Origin of the sequence: Mesorhizobium sp. BR1-1-3, from assembly GCF_020165455.1 — a bacterium.
GTDB classification, from domain to species: domain Bacteria; phylum Pseudomonadota; class Alphaproteobacteria; order Rhizobiales; family Rhizobiaceae; genus Mesorhizobium; species Mesorhizobium ciceri.
The window spans coordinates 320,825-341,041 of the sequence record NZ_JAIUIC010000003.1; the positions used below are offsets into that span (position 1 = coordinate 320,825).

The following is a 20,217-nucleotide window of genomic DNA, read 5'->3' on the forward strand; positions in this document are numbered from 1 at the left end:
AAGGTCCGGCAAACAAGCTCGGGAGAAAAACGATGGTTGTAAGCGCCAACAGACTTGAATTGCTGCAGATCGCCGACGCGGTCGCGCGTGAAAAGTCGATCGACAAGTCGATCGTCATCGCCGCCATGGCCGATGCGATCCAGAAGGCGGCGCGCTCGCGTTACGGTCAGGAGACCAACATCCGCGCCGACATCAACCCGAACACCGGTGAGATGAAGCTGCAGCGGCTGATGGAAGTGGTCGAGAAGGTCGATGACTATGCCACGCAGATCGCCATTTCCTCGGCTCGCGAGCGCAATCCCGACGCCCAGCTCGGCGACTTCATCGCCGAACAGCTGCCGCCCATGGATTTCGGCCGCATCGCCGCCCAGTCGGCCAAGCAGGTCATCGTCCAGAAGGTCCGCGAGGCCGAACGCGACCGCCAGTATGACGAGTACAAGGACCGCATCGGCGAGATCGTCAACGGTACCGTCAAGCGCGTCGAATACGGCAATGTCATCGTCGATCTCGGCCGCGGCGAAGCGATCATCCGTCGCGATGAGCTGATCCCGCGCGAGAACTACAAATATGGCGACCGCGTCCGCGCCTATGTCTACGATGTGCGCCGCGAGCAGCGCGGCCCGCAGATTTTCCTGTCGCGCACCCATCCGCAGTTCATGGCCAAGCTGTTCACCATGGAAGTGCCGGAAATCTATGACGGCATCATCGAGATCAAGTCGGTCGCCCGCGACCCAGGTTCGCGCGCCAAGATCGCCGTCATCTCGCGGGACTCTTCGATCGATCCGGTCGGCGCCTGCGTCGGCATGCGCGGCAGCCGCGTCCAGGCGGTCGTCGGCGAATTGCAGGGTGAGAAGATCGACATCATTCCGTGGTCGCCTTCTGCGGCGTCCTTCATCGTCAATGCGCTGCAGCCGGCGGAAGTCGCCAAGGTCGTGCTCGACGAGGATGCCGAACGCATCGAAGTCGTGGTTCCCGACGACCAGCTGTCGCTGGCCATCGGTCGCCGCGGCCAGAATGTGCGTCTGGCTTCGCAGCTGACCGGTTGGGATATCGACATCCTGACCGAAGCCGAAGAATCCGAGCGCCGCCAGAAGGAATTCGTCGAGCGTTCGTCGCTGTTCATGGAAGCCCTCGACGTCGACGAGATGGTCGGCCAGGTGCTGGCCTCCGAAGGCTTCACCAGCGTTGAGGAAGTCGCTTATGTCGATTCCGGCGAGATCGCTTCTATCGACGGTTTCGACGAGGACACCGCTTCGGAAATCCAGACCCGCGCCCGCGAATATCTGGAGAAGATCGAGGCCGAGCACGACGACAAGCGCAAGGCGCTCGGCGTTTCGGACGAATTGCGCGAAATCCCCGGCGTCACCACCGCCATGATGGTGACGCTTGGCGAGGATGGCGTGAAGACGATCGAGGATTTCGCCGGCTATGCCGCCGACGACCTGACCGGCTGGAAGGAACGCAAGGACGGCGAGACAAAAGTCTATCCGGGCGTGCTGGCCAATCATGGCGTGACCCGCGCAGACGCCGAACAGATGGTTCTGGCCGCCCGCCTCAAGGCCGGCTGGATCACCGAAGACGAGCTTGCAGCCGAAGAAGTCTCGGCTGACGAAGCCGTTGGTGCGTGAGGTGAAACCGCATCGCACCGAACCCGCCCTTGGACGAGATGAACGATCGCACCTGCATCGTTACGCGCAAACAAGCCGAACCGGATGATCTGATCCGGTTCGTCGTCGGCCCGGATTCGGCCGTCGTTCCCGACATCAAGAGAAATCTGCCCGGCCGCGGTTGCTGGGTGAGCGCCGACCGCCTACATATCGACAAGGCTGCGGCGAAGAACCTCTTTGCCCGCGCCTTCAAGGCACAGGTGGTCGTGCCGCCCGATCTTGGCGGCATGGTCGACGGGCTGCTTTCCAGGCACGCTCTGGGCATGCTTGGTCTTGCCCGCAAGGCAGGCGCAATTTCGCTTGGTGCTACCAAGGTCGAGAGCGCGGTGCGCGGCGGATTGGCGCTTTTCGTGCTGCATGCTTCCGAGGCGTCCGATGACGGCGTGCGCAAGATCAGCCAGGCGCGACGGGCGACGGTCCATCTCGGTGGGCCCGCTATCCTTGCCTACAAACTTTTCTCCGAGGCCGAGTTGAGCTTGGCATTGGGGGGTACAAATGTGATACATGCTGCCGTTCTCGCGGGAGACGCGGGCAGGGCGGTCCAGAAGCGCATGGTTGCGCTCGACCGGTATCGGGGCGGTTCCCCGGACGATCTGGCAATGCTTGCGGCTGTTGCTGACGAAGATGATGCCGCAGAGGATATGGAATGAGCGATACGAAATCGGGTGACGACAATACGCTGAGTGTGACGCCGAAGAAGACCTTGACGCTGAAGCGCCCCGGTATGGAACAGGGCACTGTGCGCCAGAACTTCTCGCACGGCCGCACCAAGCAGGTCGTCGTCGAAACCAAGAAGCGCAAGTTCTCGATGCCCGGCGACAAGCCGGAGCCTGTTGCCGCCCCCGTCTTCACACCGAAGCCGGCGGTCGTGGCCGCCCCCGTCGTCGTGCCGGAAGCACCGAAGGCGCCGCCACCCCCGCCGCCCCCGGCCCCGGTCGAGCGCAGCGGCATGGTGCTGAACGAACTGTCGCGCAGTGAAATGGAAGCACGCCGCAGGGCGCTCGAGGGCTCGAAGGTTCGCGAGGTCGAGGACCGCCAGCGCGCCGCCGAGGATGCCAAGCGTCGCGCCGAGGACGAAGAGCGCCGCAAGCGCGAACGCGATGAATCCGCGCGCCGCCAGGCCGAGGAAGAAGCACGGTTGCAGACCGAGGCCGAATCCCGCCGTCGGGCCGAGGAAGAGGCGCGTCGCCGCGCGCCATTGGCTGCCGAACTGGCAACAGTCGATGACGAGGAAGTGGCCAAGCCGAAGCGGGTTGGCGCCGGCGCACCGGTGCGCCGTCCGGTCACGCCTGAAGTGGCGCGTCCGGCCAAGCCGACCAAGAGCGAGGAAGATCGCCGCCGTGGCAAGCTGACGCTGAATTCGGCATTGTCCGACGAAGATGCGCGAGCCCGTTCGCTGTCGTCGATGCGTCGCCGCCAGGAAAAATTCAAGCGCGCGATGCACAATGAGCCGCGCGAGAAAGTCATGCGCGAAGTGATCCTGCCAGAGACCATCACCATCCAGGAACTGGCGCAACGCATGTCCGAGCGCGCGGTCGACCTGGTCAAGTTCTTCATGAAGCAGGGCCAGATCCTGAAGCCGGGCGACGTCATCGACGCCGACACGGCCGAGCTGGTCGCCACCGAATTCGGCCACACGGTCCGCCGCGTCGCCGAGTCCGACATCGAGGAAGGCCTGTTCAACATCGCCGACAATGCCGAGGACCTGGTTTCGCGTCCGCCGGTCGTGACGATCATGGGTCACGTCGATCATGGCAAGACCTCGCTGCTCGACGCGATCCGCAACGCCAATGTCGTCTCCGGCGAAGCCGGCGGCATCACCCAGCATATCGGCGCCTACCAGGTTGAGAAGAATGGTCACAAGATCACCTTCATCGACACGCCCGGCCACGCCGCCTTCACGGCGATGCGTGCTCGTGGCGCCCAGGCGACCGATATTGCCATCCTGGTGGTTGCGGCCGATGACAGCGTCATGCCGCAGACGATCGAATCGATCAGCCATGCCAAGGCGGCCGGCGTTCCGATCATCGTGGCGATCAACAAGATCGACAAGCATGATGCCGATCCGCAGAAGGTGCGCTCCGAACTGCTGCGCCACGAGGTTTTCGTCGAATCCATGGGCGGTGAAGTTCTGGACGTCGAAGTGTCGGCGACCAAGGGCACCAATCTCGACAAACTGCTCGAGGCGATCCTGCTGCAGGCCGAAATTCTCGACCTGAAGGCCAATCCGGACCGTACCGCCGAAGGCGTCGTCATCGAGGCCCAGCTCGACAAGGGCCGTGGTCCCGTTGCCACCGTGCTGGTGCAGACCGGCACGCTGATGCCGGGCGACATCCTCGTTGCCGGCAATGAATGGGGCCGGGTGCGTGCGCTGGTCAACGATCGTGGCGTGCAGATCAAGGAAGCGCCGCCGGCGATGCCGGTGGAAGTGCTTGGCTTGCAGGGCACCCCGCAGGCCGGCGATCGCTTCGCCGTGGTCAACAACGAGGCCCGTGCCCGCGAGATCACCGAATACCGCCAGCGTCTGGCGCGCGAGAAGGCGGTTGCCAAGCATGCCGGCCAGCGCGGTTCGCTCGAGCAGATGATGTCGCAGTTGCAGACAAGCGGGCTGAAGGAATTCCCGCTGGTCATCAAGGGCGACGTGCAGGGCTCGATCGAGGCGATCAACGCCGCACTCGACAAGCTCGGTACCGACGAAGTGCGTGCACGCATCGTCCATGCCGGCGCCGGCGCCATCACCGAAAGCGACGTGTCGCTGGCCGAGACTTCGGGTGCCGCGATCATCGGCTTCAACGTCCGCGCCAACGTCCAGGCACGTGCCGCTGCAGCGGCGGCTGGCATCGAGATCCGCTACTACTCGATCATCTACAACCTTGTGGATGACGTGAAGGCGGCTCTGTCGGGCCTGTTGTCGCCGGAGCGTCGCGAGACTTTCATCGGCAATGCGCAGATCCTCGAAATCTTCGACATCACCAAGGTCGGCAAGATCGCCGGCTGCCGTGTCACCGAAGGCAAGGTCGAGCGTGGTGCGGGCGTGCGCCTGATCCGCGACAACGTCGTTATCCACGAAGGCACGCTGAAGACGCTGAAGCGCTTCAAGGACGAAGTTTCGGAAGTCCCCGGCGGCCAGGAGTGCGGCATGGCCTTCCAGAACTACGAGGACATGCGCGTCGGCGACGTCATCGAGTGCTTCCGCGTCGAGATGGTGACCCGGACACTCTGAGTTCGAGTGACTTGTCCATACCGGGCGGTGGTCGAAAGGCCGCCGCCCCAAGTCTATTGAGAATGCCCATATGAGACATGCGGCACGGTTCCATCCCGCGCCTCACGCTTTCAGGATTGAGAAAAATGCCCCGTCCAACCGCATCCAGCCCATCCCAGCGCATGCTGCGCGTCGCCGAACAGGTGCGCCATGCGCTATCCGAAACCCTGCAGCGCGGCGAGATCATCGATCCGCTGATCGAGAACACCGTGGTGTCGGTCTCGGAAGTGCGCATGTCGCCCGATTTGAAGGTCGCTACCGCTTTCGTCTCGCCGCTCGGCGCCAAGGATACCGATGCGGTGGTCGAGGCGCTGAACAAGCATGCGAAATTCGTCCGTGGCCGTGTCTCCGGCGCGCTGCGGCAGATGAAGTTCATGCCGGAGTTCCGCTTCAAGCTCGACACCTCCTTCGACAATTTTGCCAGGATCAACGACCTCTTGAAATCGCCGGAAGTGGCGCGCGATCTGGGTCCTGAGGACCAGGAAAACGCAGACCAGGACAAAGACGACAACAAGGACACCGAATAGTGGCGCGTCGCGGCAAGAAGAAGGGCCGGCCGATCTCGGGCTGGCTGATCCTGGACAAGCCGGTCGGCATGGGCTCGACCGAAGCCGTCTCCAAGATCAAATGGCTGTTCCAGGCGGAAAAGGCCGGCCATGCAGGCACGCTCGACCCGCTGGCGTCCGGCATGCTGCCGATCGCGCTCGGCGAGGCTACCAAGACCGTGCCTTACGTGCAGGACGGCGCCAAAATCTATCGCTTCACCGTTGCCTGGGGACAGGAGCGTTCGACCGATGACCTCGAAGGTCCGGTGACGAAAGAATCCGACCTGCGTCCGTCGGAAGCCCAAGTGCTCGCCCTGCTGCCGAAATACACCGGCGTCATCATGCAGACGCCGCCGCAATTCTCGGCGATCAAGATCGCAGGCGAGCGCGCCTATGATCTGGCCCGCGACGGCGCGACGGTCGACATACCCGCGCGAGAGATCGAGATCGGCCGTCTGGACGTTGTCGAGCATGGCGCCGACCATACTGTTTTCGAGGTCGAGTGCGGCAAGGGCACCTATGTGCGCTCGCTGGCCCGCGACATGGGCCGCGACATCGGCTGCTTCGGTCACATCTCCGAATTGCGCCGGGTCGAGGTCGAGCCGTTCACCTCGGAAGACTTCGTCACCATCGCCGAACTGGAAGCCGCCCGTTTCGGTGTGGAGGAGGTCGACAGCTCGGACACGACAGAAGCCGCTGACAAGGCAGAGGCTGCCGACAAGGTGGAAGCGCCAATCGACTTCGACGCCATCGATGCGCTTCTGGTCGACACATCGGCTGCCCTCGATTGCCTGCCGCAGATCGCCATCAGCGATGACGCGGCAACCAAGATCCGCCTCGGCAACCCGGTCATCATCCGCGGCCGCGACGCACCGGTGGAAGCCGAAGAAGCCTGCGCCACGGCGCGCGGCAAGCTGGTCGCCATCGGTGCCATTGAGCAAGGCATGTTCAAGCCCAAGCGGGTCTTTGCCGGTTGATTCCTGTCGTCTAATGTCGAGGCGAGGACTCGCACGAGGGGAATATGGCAAAGGCTGAGACCGTGAAGACGCGGGCACCGGCGAAAACGCGGCGGCCGCCGGTCGGTGCGTCGCCCGGCACGCTGATCGCCGACCCGTCGGCGCGTCGCTCGGAACTGCGTTTGACGCTGATCTCGCCCGAAAAATTCAAGACTATCGAAAATGCCAGCATCGACGACCTCAACACCCATTGCGACAAATGGCCGGTCCTCTGGCTCGACTGCACCGGCCTCGCCAACATCCCGCTGATCGAGGAGATCGGCCGCATTTTCAGCCTGCATCCGCTGGCGCTGGAGGACGTCGTCAACACCGGCCAGCGGCCCAAGGTCGACTTCTTCGAGGACCATGCCTTCGTCGTCGTCAGGATGATCGACGATGTCACCTCGCACCGCTATGAGCAGATCGCCGTCTTCTTCGGCAGCAACTTCGTCGTTACCTTCCAGGAGCGGGAAGGCGATCCATTCGATCCGGTGCGCAAGCGCATCGAAAGTTCGGCGCCCAACCGGCTGCGCGCCCGCGGCGCCGACTACCTTGCCTATGCGCTGATCGATGCCATCGTCGACAGCTATTTTCCGCCGATCGAGGCCGCCGGTGACATGGTCGACAGCATCGAGGACCAGATGCTGCATTCGCCGCACAAACACCAGATGCGGCAGCTGCATGAATTGCGGCGTGACGCCAACGTGCTGAAAGGCGTGCTGTGGCCGATGCGCGATGCGCTGGCGACGCTGATCCGCAACGATGTGCCCTATGTGAAGGCCGAGACCAAGATCTTCCTCAACGACACGCTCGACCATGCGCTCAGGCTGATCGAGCTGGTCGAGACCCAGCGCGATATGCTGACCGGCCTGATCGAGATGCACCTGTCGCTGAGCCAGGCGCGCACCAACGACGTTATCAGCTATCTCACCATCGTCTCGGTCATCTTCATGCCGCTCACCTTCCTGGTCGGCATCTGGGGCATGAATTTCGATCCGGAGTCTTCGCCCTGGAACATGCCGGAACTGAAGGCCTACTACGGCTATCCCTTGTCGCTGCTGTTCATGGCGCTTGTCGCGTTCGGGCTGATCGCCTTCTTCAAATGGAAGAAATGGCTTTGACAGGGATAAACCTGCCATTTTGGCCTGAAAAGCCGGCTTGTGAATTGGGCTGGTGTTTTCCGGGGAATTGCACTATATGCGCCGCAGCTTAGCGCTATGACGCTTTGCTTGCACCGGCCCCTGCTGGACGACATCCCGGCTGAGGGCGACCCGTTTCCTCAAACAGATAAGGAAAAACACGATGTCGATTACTGCCGAGCGCAAACAGGAATTGATGGGTGAATTCGCAACCGCCAAGGGCGATACCGGGTCTCCGGAAGTCCAGGTGGCCATCCTTTCCGAGCGCATCAAGAACCTGACCGACCATTTCAAGGACCACAAGAAGGATAACCATTCCCGCCGTGGTCTGCTTGCTCTCGTCTCCCAGCGCCGCAGCCTGCTTGATTATCTCAAGCGCAAGGACGACGCGCGCTACCAGACGCTGATCGAGAAGCTCGGTCTGCGTCGTTGACGAATTGACCGGCGGGCTTTCGAAGGAGAGCCCGCCGGTCGCGCATTCTGCCAGTCGTATCGACTGGCCAGACCCGGTTTCGATCGTGCAGAGGGCACTCGAAACCGCCCATGGACGGTCATGGGGCAGGATTGCAGGACGCTCGCGCGCACCGCGCCGAAACACCCGAGCCTCCCGTTGTCTTGCCCGTGGCTGCCCGAGAAAGGAAGCCAGGGAAAGGGCATCTCCGCGCACCGTGAAACGGCGCGGCCCTTTCCTCATATTAAGGACAAGAGATGTTCAATCACCACAAAGTGGAAATCGAATGGGGCGGTCGTCCGCTCATCCTCGAAACCGGCAAGATCGCGCGCCAGGCTGATGGCGCGGTGCTCGCCACCTACGGCGAGACCAAGGTCCTCGCCACCGTCGTTTCGATGAAGGAGCCGAAGCCCGGCCTCGATTTCTTCCCGCTGACCGTCAACTACCAGGAAAAGACCTACGCCGCCGGCAAGATCCCGGGTGGCTATTTCAAGCGTGAAGGCCGTCCGAGCGAGAAGGAAACGCTGGTTTCCCGCCTCATCGACCGCCCGATCCGCCCGCTCTTCGCCTCCGGCTACAAGAACGACACCCAGATCGTCGTCACCGTCGTCCAGCATGATCTCGAGAACGATCCCGACATCCTGTCGATCGTTGCCACTTCGGCCGCCCTGACGCTCTCCGGCGTTCCCTTCATGGGCCCGGTCGGCGGCGCTCGCGTCGGCTACATCAACGGCGAATACGTTCTGAACCCGCATGTCGACGAGATGCAGGAATCCAAGCTCGACCTCGTTGTCGCCGGCACCGCCGACGCTGTGCTGATGGTTGAGTCCGAAGCCAAGGAATTGGGCGAAGAGCTGATGCTCGGCGCCGTCATGTTCGGCCACAAGGGCTTCCAACCGGTCATCGACGCCATCATCAAGCTGGCCGAAGTCGCCGCCAAGGAGCCGCGCGACTTCACCGCGCCGGACTATTCCGCGCTTGAAGCCGAGATGCTGAAGATCGTCGGCGACGAACTCAGCAATGCCTACAAGAACGTCGACAAGCAGAAGCGTTACGCCGCCGTCGACGCCGTCAAGGCGAAGGTCAAGGCAGCGTTTGCCCCGGCCGAAGGCGAAGATGCCAAGTACACTTCCGAGCAGATCGGTTCGGTATTCAAGGAACTCCAGGCCAAGGTCGTGCGCTGGAACATCCTCGACACCGGTTCGCGCATCGATGGCCGTGACCTCAAGACGGTCCGCAAGATCGTCTCCGAAGTCGGCGTCCTGCCGCGCACCCACGGTTCGGCGCTGTTCACCCGCGGCGAGACCCAGGCGCTGGTCGTTGCCACGCTCGGCACCGGCGAGGACGAGCAGTATGTCGATTCGCTGACCGGCATGTACAAGGAGAAGTTCCTCCTTCACTACAACTTCCCTCCCTATTCCGTCGGCGAGACCGGCCGCATGGGTTCGCCGGGTCGCCGCGAAATCGGCCATGGCAAGCTCGCCTGGCGCGCCATTCGCCCGATGCTGCCGAGCGCCGACCAGTTCCCCTACACGCTGCGTGTCGTCTCGGAGATCACCGAGTCCAACGGTTCGTCGTCGATGGCCACCGTCTGCGGCACCTCGCTGGCGCTGATGGATGCCGGCGTGCCGCTGGCCAAGCCCGTCGCCGGTATCGCCATGGGCCTGATCAAGGAAGGCGAGCGTTTCGCCGTTCTATCCGACATCCTCGGTGACGAGGATCACCTCGGCGACATGGACTTCAAGGTCGCCGGCACCGCCAACGGCATCACCTCGCTGCAGATGGATATCAAGATCGAAGGCATCACCGAGGAGATCATGAAGATCGCGCTAGACCAGGCCAAGGATGGCCGCCAGCACATCCTCGGCGAGATGGCGCATGCTCTGACCGGCGCGCGTTCGGAACTGGGTGAGTTCGCACCGCGCATCGAAGTGATGCACATCCCGACCGACAAGATTCGTGACGTGATCGGCTCGGGCGGCAAGGTGATCCGCGAGATCGTCGAAAAGACCGGCGCCAAGATCAACATCGAGGACGACGGCACGGTCAAGATCGCTTCGTCCAATGCCAAGGAGATCGAGGCGGCGAAGAAGTGGATCCACACCATCGTCGCCGAGCCGGAAGTCGGCGAGATCTACGAAGGTACGGTCGTCAAGACCGCGGACTTCGGCGCTTTCGTCAATTTCTTCGGTCCGCGTGACGGCCTCGTCCACATCTCGCAGCTTGCCAACGACCGGGTCGCCAAGACCTCGGACGTGGTCAAGGAAGGCGACAAGGTCTGGGTCAAGCTGATGGGCTTCGACGAGCGCGGCAAGGTCCGCCTGTCGATGAAGGTCGTCGACCAGGCCACCGGCAAGGAACTCGCCCGCGACAAGAAGACCGAAGGCGAAGAAAACGCCGCCTGATTGGTCTGAGATCATGAATCGAAACGGGCGCGGCTTATGTCGCGCCCGTTTTCATTTTCAGCCTGGGTTTCAAAGCGCTTAGACAAGTCGAGATCGAACAATGTCCGCCGAGCCGTTGAAGACGCTTTTCCATCCCTTCGAGGCGGAGGCTGTTCCTCTACCGGCCAAGGGCACGCGCGCCCTGTTTCTCGGCGCTGAGCCGGGTTTTCGCCTGCCTGAAGGCTTTGAGGCGACACTTCACCTCGTGCAGGGTTTCCGGCCGCATTTTAGCGCGCTGCAAGCGTCTGGCTTCGTCGTCACCGCGCAAGTGGAAGGCGATGGCTTCGATATGGCACTTGTGCTTGCCGGCCGGCATCGCGGCTTGAACGAAGTGCGCATCGCGCAGGCGCTTGAGTGCGTGGCGCCGGGCGGCCTGGTCGTCATTGCCGGCGGCAAGGACGATGGCATTGCCAGCCTGCGCAAGCGCGTTGACGAGCTTGTGCCGCTTGAAGGCCATTTGCCCAAATATCACGGCATTGCCTTCTGGCTGCGACGTCCCGCCGATCTGGCCGCCGCGGAAGAATTGCGCGCTGCCAACCCCGCTCTGCTGGTTGAAGGCCGGTTCCACACCGCGCCCGGCATGTTCTCGTTCGACCGGATCGATACCGGATCGAAATTGCTGGTCGAGAACCTGCCCAATGACCTGCGTGGCAGCATTGCCGATCTCTGCGCCGGCTGGGGCTATGTGGCGGCCGAGATCGCCGCCCGCTCCCCCGGCGTTCAGGCGCTCGACCTCTATGAGGCCGATTTCGCCGCGCTTGAAGCCGCGAAGCTCAATCTGGCAGCGGTCAGCCAGCCGACCGCCAGGAATTTCTTCTGGATCGATCTGCTGAAGGAACCAGTCGAGAAGCGCTACGACGCGATTGCCATGAACCCGCCCTTTCACCGCAGCCGGGCGGCCGAGCCGGAGATCGGCGCCGGCATGATCCGAGCGGCGGCCAAGGCCTTGAAGCCGGGTGGGCGGCTGTTCATGGTCGCCAACCGTCAGCTTCCCTACGAACCGATCTTGGCGGCTGTCTTTTCGAGCCATGCCGAACTCGCTCGTGACGGCATGTTCAAGGTGCTTTCCGCTCGTCGTTGAGGCATGATCCCGAAAGTGGATACCGGTTTCGGAAAAGATCATGCTCAAAAACAGATATCGCGTCGCACTCAATGCAGATTGGCAACGCGCCGGACCTCATCGGTGATATGCACGTCGCCGACCCTGATCTTGAGGGGGGCGGGCCTGCCATACAGGTAGCCTTGCACCACCTCGCAGCCGGCTGCCCTGAGCAGTGTCGCCTGGCTTTCGGTCTCGACGCCTTCGGCAATGATGCTGACGCCGAGCGCGCGCGAAAGCCCGACGATGGTCGAGACGACCGCGCCGGAGCTGGAATCCGTGTCGAGGCGGCTGACGAAGGACCGGTCGATCTTCAGCTTGCCGAATGAGAAATCGATCAGGTAGCTCAAATTGGAATAGCCGGTGCCGAAATCATCGACGGCGACCGAAATGCCGATATCCGCAAGCTCCTTCAGGATGGCGGCGGCGCGGTCGCGATCCTGCATCATCGCCGTCTCGGTCACTTCCAGTTCCAGCCGTGACGGCTTGATGCCGGTGCTCGTCATGGTGTCGCGCACGATGCCGACGAAGTCCTTGGTCATGAACTGGACGGGCGAGATGTTGACGGCGACGAAGCAGTCGTCGGGCAGATGCCGGGCGTCGCTGCAGGCTTTGCGCAGCACCCATTCGCCGATCGGGCCGATCATGCCGGTTTCCTCGGCGATCGGAATGAACTCCATCGGCGGGATCATGCCGCGTTCCGGATGCCGCCAGCGGATCAGCGCTTCGTAGCCGACGATGCGGCCGGTCGGGAGATCGAGCTGCGGCTGGTAATGAAGGTCGAAGTCACCGCGCTCGAAGGCTGTATGCAGTTCGGATTCGATCCACTGGCGATGGTCGGCGACCCTGCCCATTTCGGCATGGAAGACGGACCAGTTGCCGACGCCGCTGGCGCGCGCGTTCTGCAGCGCCAGATTGGAGCGGCGCAGGATGAGGACGGGATCGACACCGTCCTTTGGCATCGCCACGATGCCGACCGACAGGCTGACCGATTGCAGGTGCGTACCGAGATCATAGGGCTCCATCATCTCGTCGATGAGCCTCTCTATGGTGCTTTCCAAGGACCCTGCGACTTGGTTGTCGGGGAGCAGGATCGCGAATTCACCGGCGCCGATGCGTCCGATCAGCGCGCGCGGCGGCACGCACATCTTCAAGCGCTTGGTGAAGGCGCGGATCAGCTCGTCGCCCTGGCTGTAGCCGATGGCGTCATTGATCTGCTTGAACCGGTCGATGTCGATATCGATGAGGAACATCGGCTCGCCGGTCCGGCTGGTCGCGCATGCCGCCTCGGCAATCTTGCCGACCATCGCCGGACGTGCCACCAGGCCGGTCAGCTTGTCGAAATGGGTTTCCGTGAAGACGAAATCCGCCGATTCATCGACGCCGGCGAAGAAGGACATCGCGGCGACCGACGCCGCCAGTGCGCAAAGAGCGGCCATCACCGAGACCATCATGTCGGCGGAGATGCCGGCAAAGCCATCGCCGAGACCGAGCTTCAGGCCCCAGAGCCCGAGGACGAAACTGCCGAGACCCGAACTCGCTATGGTGAGCAGTCGGAACACCGGTGTTCGCTTCGGGTTGCTGACGGCGAGCATTGAAAGTTCCCCTGAGTACGGGGCTTTCTAGCGGATATCTCCTTAAAATGAGTTTCCGCGAATGAATCCAATTTTATTGGACCGAAAGTATTTCTTGAGCGGATCAATGCGACTGGCGCTGAAACGGGGTTTAGCCGCACGCTTTAAGCTTCGTGTTTTCAGATGTCCGCCATTTCAAAACCGTCGCGCACCTTTGGCCGACAGGCGTTAGTCTCGCCCGCCGTCGGTCTGCTTCAATTCGTCGAGCGTCGGCATGGAAACGATGTGATAGCCGGAATCGACATAGTGGATTTCGCCGGTAACCCCGGAAGACAGATCCGACAACAGATAAAGCGCCGAACCACCGACCTCGTCGATGGTCACCGTGCGGCGCAGTGGCGAGTTTCGCTGCTGGTAGGAGAACATGTGGCGGGCGTCCGAAATGCCGGCGCCGGCGAGCGTGCGCACGGGCCCAGCCGATATGCCGTTTACCCTGATGCCGCGCGGACCGTAATCGTTGGCGAGGTAGCGCACGCTGGCCTCCAGTCCGGCCTTGGCGACGCCCATGACATTGTAGTTCGGCATGACGCGGACGGAGCCCGCATAGGTCAGCGTGATCATCGATCCGCCGTCCTTTATCAAGGTGGCCGCATGGCGGGCGACCTCGGTGAAGGAGTAGCAGGAGATCACCATGGTGCGGACGAAATTATCCCGGCTGGTGTCGGCGTAGAGGCCTTTCAACTCGTTCTTGTCGGAAAAGCCGATGGCGTGGACGATGAAATCCAGCCCGCCCCATTCGTTGCCCAGGGTCTCGAACGTGGCGGCGACCGAAGCGCTGTCCTCGACGTCGCACGGCACGACCAGCGAGGCGCCGAGCTTGTCGGCCAGCGGCTTGACCCGGCGTCCGAAGGCATCGCCCTGATAGGTGAAGGCGAGTTCCGCCCCGTGTTCGGACAATTTCCGGGCGATGCCCCAGGCGATCGAATGATCGTTGGCGACACCCATGACAAGCCCGCGCTTGCCCTTCATCAATCCGTCCATGGCCGGCAAATCCTTATGCGGAATAGCGCTGGAAAACGAGCGTGGCGTTGGTACCACCGAAGCCGAACGAATTGGACAAAACAGTGTCGATCCTGGCGTCGTCGATGCGCTTTCGCACGATCGGCATGCCCTCGAATTCGGGGTCGAGGGTCTCGATATGGGCGCTTTCGCCGATGAAACCGCCCTGCATCATCAGGATCGAGTAGATGGATTCCTGCACGCCGGCCGCGCCCAGCGAATGGCCGGTCAGCGACTTCGTCGAGGTGATGTACGGCATCTCTGGGCCGAACACCTCGCGGATGGCGCCCATTTCCTTGGAATCTCCCACCGGCGTCGAGGTGCCATGGGTGTTGATGTAGTCGACCGGCGTGGAAACCGTGGCCAGCGCCTGGCGCATGCAGCGGACCGCGCCCTCGCCTGAAGGAGCAACCATGTCGTAGCCATCCGACGTCGCGCCATAGCCGACGATCTCGGCATAGATCTTGGCGCCGCGCGCCTTGGCATGCTCAAGCTCTTCCAGCACCAGCACACCGGCGCCGCCGGCAATGACGAAGCCGTCGCGATTGACGTCATAGGCACGGGAGGCGGTCGATGCCTTGTCGTTGAATTTCGACGACATGGCGCCCATGGCGTCGAACAGGTCCGACATCGTCCAGTCGAGATCCTCGTGGCCGCCGGCGAAGACGATGTCCTGCTTGCCCCATTGGATCAATTCATAGCCATTGCCGATGCAATGCGCCGAGGTCGAACAGGCCGACGAGATCGAGTAGTTGACGCCGTGGATCTTGAACCATGTGGCAAGCGTCGCCGATGCGGTCGACGACATTGCCTTCGGCACCGCGAACGGACCGATGCGCTTCGGACTGCCGTTCTTCAGCGTCGTTTCGGCAGCTTCGACTATGGTGCGGGTGGATGGTCCGCCCGATCCCATGACGATGCCGGTGCGCTCATTGGTGATGTCGCTCTCGCCGAGGCCCGCATCCGCGATCGCCTGGTCCATGGCGACGTGGTTCCATGCAGCACCCTGGCTCAGGAAGCGCATCGCACGGCGATCGATCATCGCCGATGGATCGAGCGTCGGCGCTCCCCAGACCTGGCAGCGGAAGCCGTGTTCGGCGAAGGAATCCGAGAAGCTGATGCCTGATCTGGCGTCATGCAGCGAGGCTTGCACCTCGTTGGCATTGTTGCCGATCGACGACACGATGCCGAGGCCTGTGACTACGACACGTCTCATTCGCAACTCCTTCCAGGGATGCTGGCCAAGGGGGCTGGCCAGGGGTGCCGGTCAGCCGACCGCCGACTGCTTGGACAGACCGACTTTCAAATCCGTTGCCGCGTATATGGGTTCGCCATCCGCCTTCAGCCAGCCATCGGCGATGCCGAGCACCAGCCGGCCCCGCATCACGCGCTTGAAGTCGATGCCATATTCGACCTTCTTCACCGAAGGCGTGACCATGCCCTTGAATTTCACTTCGCCGGTCGACAGCGCCATTCCCTTGCCGGGTTCGCCAAGCCAGCCAAGATAGAAGCCCGTCAATTGCCACATGGCGTCGAGGCCGAGGCACCCCGGCATGATCGGATTGCCGATGAAATGGCAGGCAAAGAACCACAGGTCCGGCTTGATGTCGAACTCCGCGCGGATAAAACCCTTCTCGAAGGCGCCGCCGGTCTCGCTGATCTCGGTGATGCGGTCGAACATCAGCATTGGCGGATAGGGAAGCTGGGCGTTGCCCGGTCCGAACAGTTCGCCGCGGGCGCAGGCCAGCAATTCGTCGTACTCGTAGCTGGATTTACCCGCCATCAATCTCATCCCATATCGTTCCGGGCCATCGGGTGCCCTTGTCGTTGGTTTCCTAACACAATCTGTTTCAGGCCGGAAACCGGCGTTTGCGCTTAGCCTGCTCGTCTGCCTGGGTCAATGCGCGCTATTGATCGCATTCGGACGACAGAATATATGTCCTGAGAGGTCCGGTTTCGGCAGACGTTCATTTTTTTGCCATTCTGGGCGTGTCTTGGGGCGGAACTGTGGGGTTCGACGAGAAGATGGACCTGGACGGCCGGAAGGAAAATGTCGCTGTGGACAAGCGGGTCCGTGAAGCCGGGCTGAGGCCGACGCGTCAGCGCATTGCGCTGGCCGATCTGCTTTTCGCCAAGGGCGACCGGCATCTGTCGGCCGAGGAACTGCACGAGGAGGCGGTTGCCGCCGGCGTGCCGGTGTCGCTGGCCACCGTCTACAATGCCCTTCACCAGTTTACCCAGGCGGGACTTTTGCGCATCCTCGCCGTCGAAGGCGCGAAAACCTATTTCGACACCAACACCTCCGACCACCACCATTTCTACATCGAAGGCGAAAACCGTATATTCGACATCGACAGCGGTCCGGTGACGGTTGCCAACCTGCCGGAGCCTCCGGAAGGGATGGAGATCGCCAATGTCGACATCGTCGTGAGGCTGCGCCCCAAACGCCGCGAATGACTGGCGAGGCCGGAATCATCTGCCAAGCCAGAATTATCGGCCAGGGATGAAACCCCTCGATCTCGTAATCCGGCTCGAATGGGCGATCGTGGCACTGGCTGCCGTCATTTTCTACGGTTCGACCGGCATCTCCTGGTGGCTCTTCGGATTGCTTATCTTGGCGCCTGACCTATCGATGTCGGGCTATCTGGCCGGTCCGCGCGTCGGTGCCCTTGCCTATAACGCCTTGCACATCCTGATCGTGCCCGTGCTGCTGCTGCTCGGCGGGCACATGTGGGGCAATACGGCCGCGATGGCGGTTGCGCTGATATGGATCGCCCACATCGCCATCGACCGTGCGCTGGGCTACGGTCTGAAGCTGCCGACCGGCTTCCAGGACACCCATCTCGGCCGTATCGGGCATAAAGCCAGGACCGCGAAAGAGAATCAGTCCTTGACCCGTTCGCCGGGATAGGCGCCCCAGACGACCGACTGGGCAAGCCAGCCGGTGTGGCCGTCGAACGTCATTTCGCACCACTGGCCGTCGCAGGATTTGATCGTACCCATGACGCCAGGTTCGATCATCGCGACCACCCTTGCATCCTTGTCGGGACTGTTGAGAAGATTGATCCGGGTGCCCTTGCCACGCTGCCATGGTGCGACGATTGCCGTGCGTCGGCCGGAAAGCAGCGACTGGTTGATCCAGCCTTCCGAACCATCGGCATCGCGCACGCGGCGCCATGTGTCGAATTCCTGGATGATCTCCATCGGCAGGCCGGCCTTCATATACATCCAATCGACCGAGTAGTTGGCGCCGGGGCCGACGCGCGAGTTGACGCGGCCGGATTTCAGGCTGACGAATCGCGGCAACGGCAGGCCGCTCGGCCCGAGCGTGACGACGCTCTGGGCAGGTGCAGCCGCACTCTGTGCCGCCGTAAGCGGAGAATAAAGCAGAGCGCCGAAAAATGCTGCACTGAGGGCCAGGCGAAGCGACGCGAAACCAGACACTTTCATTCCTTTCGGCGCTTGCCTCGGCGCCCCTTTTTCTTTGTCTTCGGCGGCACCGCTTGTTACATGGGTAATCGGCACCGCGACCGGCTTTCAGTTTCGCCGGTCTTGGTTAAAGAGGTCTCAACGAGATCGGGTTAGAGCAATCCCAGCAAACCTGTGAAGCGGTTTTGCGTTCGGAATTGCGGCAAATACTCGAGAGGGAAACAATGGCAGGCAAAAAAAGGCCTCTCGTCGTCATCACGCGCAAGCTGCCCGACCCGGTCGAGACCCGCATGCGCGAACTGTTCGACGCAAGGCTGAATGTCGAGGACCGACCGATGACGCAGCCGGAACTGGTCGCGGCGGTCAAGGAAGCCGACGTTCTGGTGCCGACCATTACCGACAATATCGACGCGGCGCTGATCGCTCAGGCAGGCGACAACCTCAAGCTGATCGCCAATTTTGGCAACGGCGTCGATAAGATCGATGTCGCGGCTGCGGCCAAGAGGGGCATCACCGTCACCAACACGCCGAATGTCCTGACCGAAGACACCGCCGACATGACGATGGCGCTGATGCTGGCGGTGCCGCGGCGGCTCGCGGAAGGCGCCAATGTGCTCACCGGCGACAAGAAATGGGCCGGCTGGTCGCCGACCTGGATGCTGGGCCGGCGCATCTGGGGCAAGCGGCTCGGCATTGTCGGCATGGGGCGGATCGGCACGGCCGTAGCCAGGCGGGCCAAGGCCTTCGGACTGTCGATCCACTATCACAACCGCCACCGCGTGCTGCCGGCCGTGGAAGACGGGCTGGAGGCGACCTATTGGGAAAGCCTCGACCAGATGCTGGCCCGGATGGATATCATCTCGGTCAACTGTCCCTCGACGCCGGCAACCTTCCATCTGCTTTCGGCGCGGCGGCTGGCGCTGCTGCAGCCCACCGCCTATGTCGTCAACACCGCGCGCGGCGACATCATCGACGAGGAAGCACTGGTCAAGCTGATCCAGGACGGCAAGATCGCCGGCGCCGGCCTCGATGTCTACGAGCACGAGCCGGCCTTGAACAGCAAGCTGCTGAAGCTCGCCGCCAAGAACAAGGTTGTGCTTCTGCCGCATATGGGCTCGGCGACGCTCGAGGGCCGTATCGACATGGGTGAAAAGGTCATCATCAACATCCGCGCCTTCGTTGACGGCCACCGCCCACCAGACCGCGTGCTGCCGCTCAGGACCTGATGCTGTCGCGGTGCAATATCCGTGGCCCACAAACCGTAAGATAAGACTTACGGGAGGGCTTTGCGCATGGTGACCGAAGTCGGCCTGGCATAGCCGTCATGCGCCGTCCGTTCAGTTTCGCGAAAGCCGAGGCGAGCAAAGGCCGCATGGTTTGCGGTCAACTCGATCCGCGTCTGAAGCTCGATGGCGGCCTTGCCGCGGCTGCGGGCAAGGTCTTCGACCGCCTGCATCAGCTGCCGTCCAATGCCTTGTCCCTGGCAGTCCGGCGCCACGGCGAGCTTGCCGACATAGAACTCTGCCACCTTTTCAAGGGCAAAGACGCAGCCGACGATCCGATCGCCCTTGAGCGCCACGAAGCCGGTCTCCCGCCCTGCCTTGTCCCGCAGAGTGTCTGCGGTCAAAAGGTGGGCCGAGGAGGGCGGGTCGATGACATCGTCCATCGAGGCGAAGGCACGCATGATCAATGCGAGCACATCGTCCCAACGGTCGAAATCGGTCGGGATCCGCCTGATGGAGACTGCTTCGATCCGGTCCAAGAATTCAGCTTCTCTTGTAACGGATGGTGTCAAAGCGCGCCGCCAGCCCATCATAAAGCAGCAGCCGGCCGACCAGCGGTTCGCCCACGCCGGTGATCAGCTTGACCGCCTCCATGGCCTGCAGCGTGCCGACGACGCCGGTCAGCGCGCCAAGCACGCCGACTTCGGCGCAGGACGGCACCAGGCCCGGCGGTGGCGCTTCGGGAAACAGGTCGCGATAGCCTGGGTTGGGCTTGCCGTCCTTGCCGTCTTCGAATGGCTTCAGCACCGTGACCGAGCCGTCGAAGCGTCCGACTGCGGCATGCACCAGCGGTTTCCCAGCGCTCGCGCAGGCATCGGCCACGGCGTAGCGCGTTTCGAAATTATCGGAACCGTCGACGACGATGTCATAGCGGGCGACGAGGGCAGGCGCATTGTCCGTGGTCAGCCGGAACGTATGCGGTTCGACTGTGGTATTGGGATTGATGCGGGCGATTGCCGCCTTGGCGCTGTCGGTTTTCAGCAGGCCGACAGTGTCGGTGCCGTGAATGACCTGGCGCTGCAGGTTGGAGAGCGAAACGGTGTCGTCATCGACCACGCCGAGTGTGCCGACGCCGGCGGCGGCAAGATATTCAAGCACCGGGGCGCCCAGCCCGCCGGCGCCGATGACCAGCACCCGGGCCTGCTTCAGCCTCTGCTGTCCGGCGCCGCCGATTTCCGGCAGCACGATGTGGCGGGCATAGCGTTCGATCTCGTCTGCGGTCAGGGCGGCAGTGGTCATTGCCTGATCATACAGGCACGGAAAAACCTTG

General features: G+C 62.5%; 18 protein-coding genes and 2 pseudogenes. 13 read left to right on the forward strand and 7 right to left on the reverse strand.

What is annotated here, in order from left to right:
* Positions 1 to 32 precede the first annotated feature (32 nt).
* From nusA to LB559_RS08765, 10 genes and pseudogenes are all read left to right on the forward strand, one after another.
* Positions 33 to 1,628: a transcription termination factor NusA gene (nusA, locus tag LB559_RS08725; RefSeq protein WP_013527896.1), complete on the forward strand. Its 1,596-nt coding sequence runs from the start codon at positions 33 to 35 to the stop codon at positions 1,626 to 1,628.
* Between the two features lie 38 nt (positions 1,629 to 1,666).
* Positions 1,667 to 2,317: an RNA-binding protein gene (locus LB559_RS08730; RefSeq protein ID WP_024503463.1), complete on the forward strand. Its 651-nt coding sequence runs from the start codon at positions 1,667 to 1,669 to the stop codon at positions 2,315 to 2,317.
* Positions 2,314 to 4,890 carry a translation initiation factor IF-2 gene (gene infB, locus LB559_RS08735; RefSeq protein WP_013527894.1) on the forward strand — a complete coding sequence of 859 codons (2,577 nt, stop codon included), beginning with the start codon at positions 2,314 to 2,316 and terminating at the stop codon, positions 4,888 to 4,890. Before LB559_RS08730 ends, infB begins: the two co-directional genes overlap by 4 nt.
* Positions 4,891 to 5,015: 125 nt before the next feature.
* Entirely contained in the window at positions 5,016 to 5,456 is a 441-nt protein-coding gene (gene rbfA, locus LB559_RS08740; protein WP_013527893.1) for a 30S ribosome-binding factor RbfA, read from the forward strand.
* A pseudogene (gene truB / locus LB559_RS08745) lies at positions 5,456 to 6,125 on the forward strand (tRNA pseudouridine(55) synthase TruB); the annotation flags it as partial. The gene rbfA and the pseudogene truB (LB559_RS08745), both read left to right, overlap by 1 nt.
* An 86-nt stretch (positions 6,126 to 6,211) precedes the next feature.
* Positions 6,212 to 6,451 (forward strand): annotated as a pseudogene (gene truB / locus LB559_RS33110) (tRNA pseudouridine(55) synthase TruB); the annotation flags it as partial.
* A 44-nt stretch (positions 6,452 to 6,495) separates the two neighbouring features.
* The gene (gene corA, locus LB559_RS08750; RefSeq protein ID WP_013527891.1) at positions 6,496 to 7,590 is read left to right on the forward strand and encodes a magnesium/cobalt transporter CorA; all 1,095 of its coding nucleotides are present in this window, start codon (positions 6,496 to 6,498) and stop codon (positions 7,588 to 7,590) included.
* 139 nt (positions 7,591 to 7,729) lie between these two features.
* Positions 7,730 to 8,041, forward strand: coding sequence for a 30S ribosomal protein S15 (rpsO, locus tag LB559_RS08755; protein ID WP_269470859.1), 312 nt, complete (start codon positions 7,730 to 7,732; stop codon positions 8,039 to 8,041).
* 275 nt (positions 8,042 to 8,316) lie between these two features.
* Complete coding sequence (gene pnp, locus LB559_RS08760; protein ID WP_013527890.1) at positions 8,317 to 10,464, forward strand: polyribonucleotide nucleotidyltransferase; 2,148 nt, start codon at positions 8,317 to 8,319, stop codon at positions 10,462 to 10,464.
* A gap of 100 nt (positions 10,465 to 10,564) precedes the next feature.
* Positions 10,565 to 11,584, forward strand: coding sequence for a class I SAM-dependent methyltransferase (locus LB559_RS08765; protein ID WP_224673794.1), 1,020 nt, complete (start codon positions 10,565 to 10,567; stop codon positions 11,582 to 11,584).
* A gap of 68 nt (positions 11,585 to 11,652) precedes the next feature.
* On the opposite strand, the gene LB559_RS08770 is transcribed toward LB559_RS08765, so the two are convergent.
* The 4 genes from LB559_RS08770 to fabA form a co-directional block, all read right to left on the reverse strand.
* Positions 11,653 to 13,197, reverse strand: a complete 1,545-nt coding sequence (locus LB559_RS08770; protein ID WP_024503468.1) for a putative bifunctional diguanylate cyclase/phosphodiesterase — start codon at positions 13,195 to 13,197, stop codon at positions 11,653 to 11,655.
* Between the two features lie 207 nt (positions 13,198 to 13,404).
* The gene (gene fabI, locus LB559_RS08775; RefSeq protein WP_224673795.1) at positions 13,405 to 14,217 is read right to left on the reverse strand and encodes an enoyl-ACP reductase FabI; all 813 of its coding nucleotides are present in this window, start codon (positions 14,215 to 14,217) and stop codon (positions 13,405 to 13,407) included.
* 13 nt (positions 14,218 to 14,230) lie between these two features.
* Positions 14,231 to 15,451 (reverse strand): beta-ketoacyl-ACP synthase I, encoded by a 1,221-nt coding sequence (gene fabB / locus LB559_RS08780; RefSeq protein ID WP_024503470.1) that lies wholly within the window; start codon positions 15,449 to 15,451, stop codon positions 14,231 to 14,233.
* Between the two features lie 51 nt (positions 15,452 to 15,502).
* A complete protein-coding gene (gene fabA / locus LB559_RS08785; protein WP_013527885.1) occupies positions 15,503 to 16,018 on the reverse strand; it encodes a 3-hydroxyacyl-[acyl-carrier-protein] dehydratase FabA in 516 nt (171 codons plus the stop codon).
* Between the two features lie 242 nt (positions 16,019 to 16,260).
* On the opposite strand from fabA, the gene irrA reads away from it, so the two are divergent.
* Entirely contained in the window at positions 16,261 to 16,692 is a 432-nt protein-coding gene (gene irrA / locus LB559_RS08790; protein ID WP_024503471.1) for an iron response transcriptional regulator IrrA, read from the forward strand.
* 46 nt (positions 16,693 to 16,738) lie between these two features.
* A complete protein-coding gene (locus LB559_RS08795) occupies positions 16,739 to 17,146 on the forward strand; it encodes a DUF4260 domain-containing protein (RefSeq protein ID WP_063171177.1) in 408 nt (135 codons plus the stop codon).
* Here LB559_RS08795 and LB559_RS08800 read toward each other — a convergent pair.
* Positions 17,119 to 17,679 (reverse strand): SH3 domain-containing protein, encoded by a 561-nt coding sequence (locus tag LB559_RS08800; protein WP_063170456.1) that lies wholly within the window; start codon positions 17,677 to 17,679, stop codon positions 17,119 to 17,121. The genes LB559_RS08795 and LB559_RS08800 overlap by 28 nt on opposite strands.
* Before the next feature lie 209 nt (positions 17,680 to 17,888).
* Between LB559_RS08800 and LB559_RS08805 the strand changes: the two genes are divergently transcribed.
* Positions 17,889 to 18,890 (forward strand): 2-hydroxyacid dehydrogenase, encoded by a 1,002-nt coding sequence (locus tag LB559_RS08805; protein ID WP_224673796.1) that lies wholly within the window; start codon positions 17,889 to 17,891, stop codon positions 18,888 to 18,890.
* 47 nt (positions 18,891 to 18,937) lie between these two features.
* Here the strand turns inward: LB559_RS08805 and LB559_RS08810 are convergent, their stop codons facing one another.
* Positions 18,938 to 19,426, reverse strand: coding sequence for a GNAT family N-acetyltransferase (locus tag LB559_RS08810; RefSeq protein ID WP_224673797.1), 489 nt, complete (start codon positions 19,424 to 19,426; stop codon positions 18,938 to 18,940).
* Positions 19,427 to 19,430: 4 nt separating this feature from the next.
* Positions 19,431 to 20,186, reverse strand: a complete 756-nt coding sequence (locus LB559_RS08815) for a molybdopterin-synthase adenylyltransferase MoeB (RefSeq protein ID WP_224673798.1) — start codon at positions 20,184 to 20,186, stop codon at positions 19,431 to 19,433.
* Positions 20,187 to 20,217: the final 31 nt, after the last annotated feature.

Excerpts from the sequence above, each read along its gene's own strand:
- nusA (WP_013527896.1), top strand. The coding sequence starts at position 33 with ATGGTTGTAAGCGCCAACAGACTTGAATTGCTGCAGATCGCCGACGCG.
- LB559_RS08730 (WP_024503463.1), top strand. The coding sequence starts at position 1,667 with ATGAACGATCGCACCTGCATCGTTACGCGCAAACAAGCCGAACCGGAT.
- infB (WP_013527894.1), top strand. The coding sequence starts at position 2,314 with ATGAGCGATACGAAATCGGGTGACGACAATACGCTGAGTGTGACGCCG.
- rbfA (WP_013527893.1), top strand. The coding sequence starts at position 5,016 with ATGCCCCGTCCAACCGCATCCAGCCCATCCCAGCGCATGCTGCGCGTC.
- corA (WP_013527891.1), top strand. The coding sequence starts at position 6,496 with ATGGCAAAGGCTGAGACCGTGAAGACGCGGGCACCGGCGAAAACGCGG.
- pnp (WP_013527890.1), top strand. The coding sequence starts at position 8,317 with ATGTTCAATCACCACAAAGTGGAAATCGAATGGGGCGGTCGTCCGCTC.
- LB559_RS08765 (WP_224673794.1), top strand. The coding sequence starts at position 10,565 with ATGTCCGCCGAGCCGTTGAAGACGCTTTTCCATCCCTTCGAGGCGGAG.
- LB559_RS08770 (WP_024503468.1), bottom strand. The coding sequence starts at position 13,197 with ATGCTCGCCGTCAGCAACCCGAAGCGAACACCGGTGTTCCGACTGCTC.
- fabI (WP_224673795.1), bottom strand. The coding sequence starts at position 14,217 with ATGGACGGATTGATGAAGGGCAAGCGCGGGCTTGTCATGGGTGTCGCC.
- fabB (WP_024503470.1), bottom strand. The coding sequence starts at position 15,451 with ATGAGACGTGTCGTAGTCACAGGCCTCGGCATCGTGTCGTCGATCGGC.
- fabA (WP_013527885.1), bottom strand. The coding sequence starts at position 16,018 with ATGGCGGGTAAATCCAGCTACGAGTACGACGAATTGCTGGCCTGCGCC.
- irrA (WP_024503471.1), top strand. The coding sequence starts at position 16,261 with ATGGACCTGGACGGCCGGAAGGAAAATGTCGCTGTGGACAAGCGGGTC.
- LB559_RS08795 (WP_063171177.1), top strand. The coding sequence starts at position 16,739 with ATGAAACCCCTCGATCTCGTAATCCGGCTCGAATGGGCGATCGTGGCA.
- LB559_RS08805 (WP_224673796.1), top strand. The coding sequence starts at position 17,889 with ATGGCAGGCAAAAAAAGGCCTCTCGTCGTCATCACGCGCAAGCTGCCC.
- LB559_RS08815 (WP_224673798.1), bottom strand. The coding sequence starts at position 20,186 with ATGACCACTGCCGCCCTGACCGCAGACGAGATCGAACGCTATGCCCGC.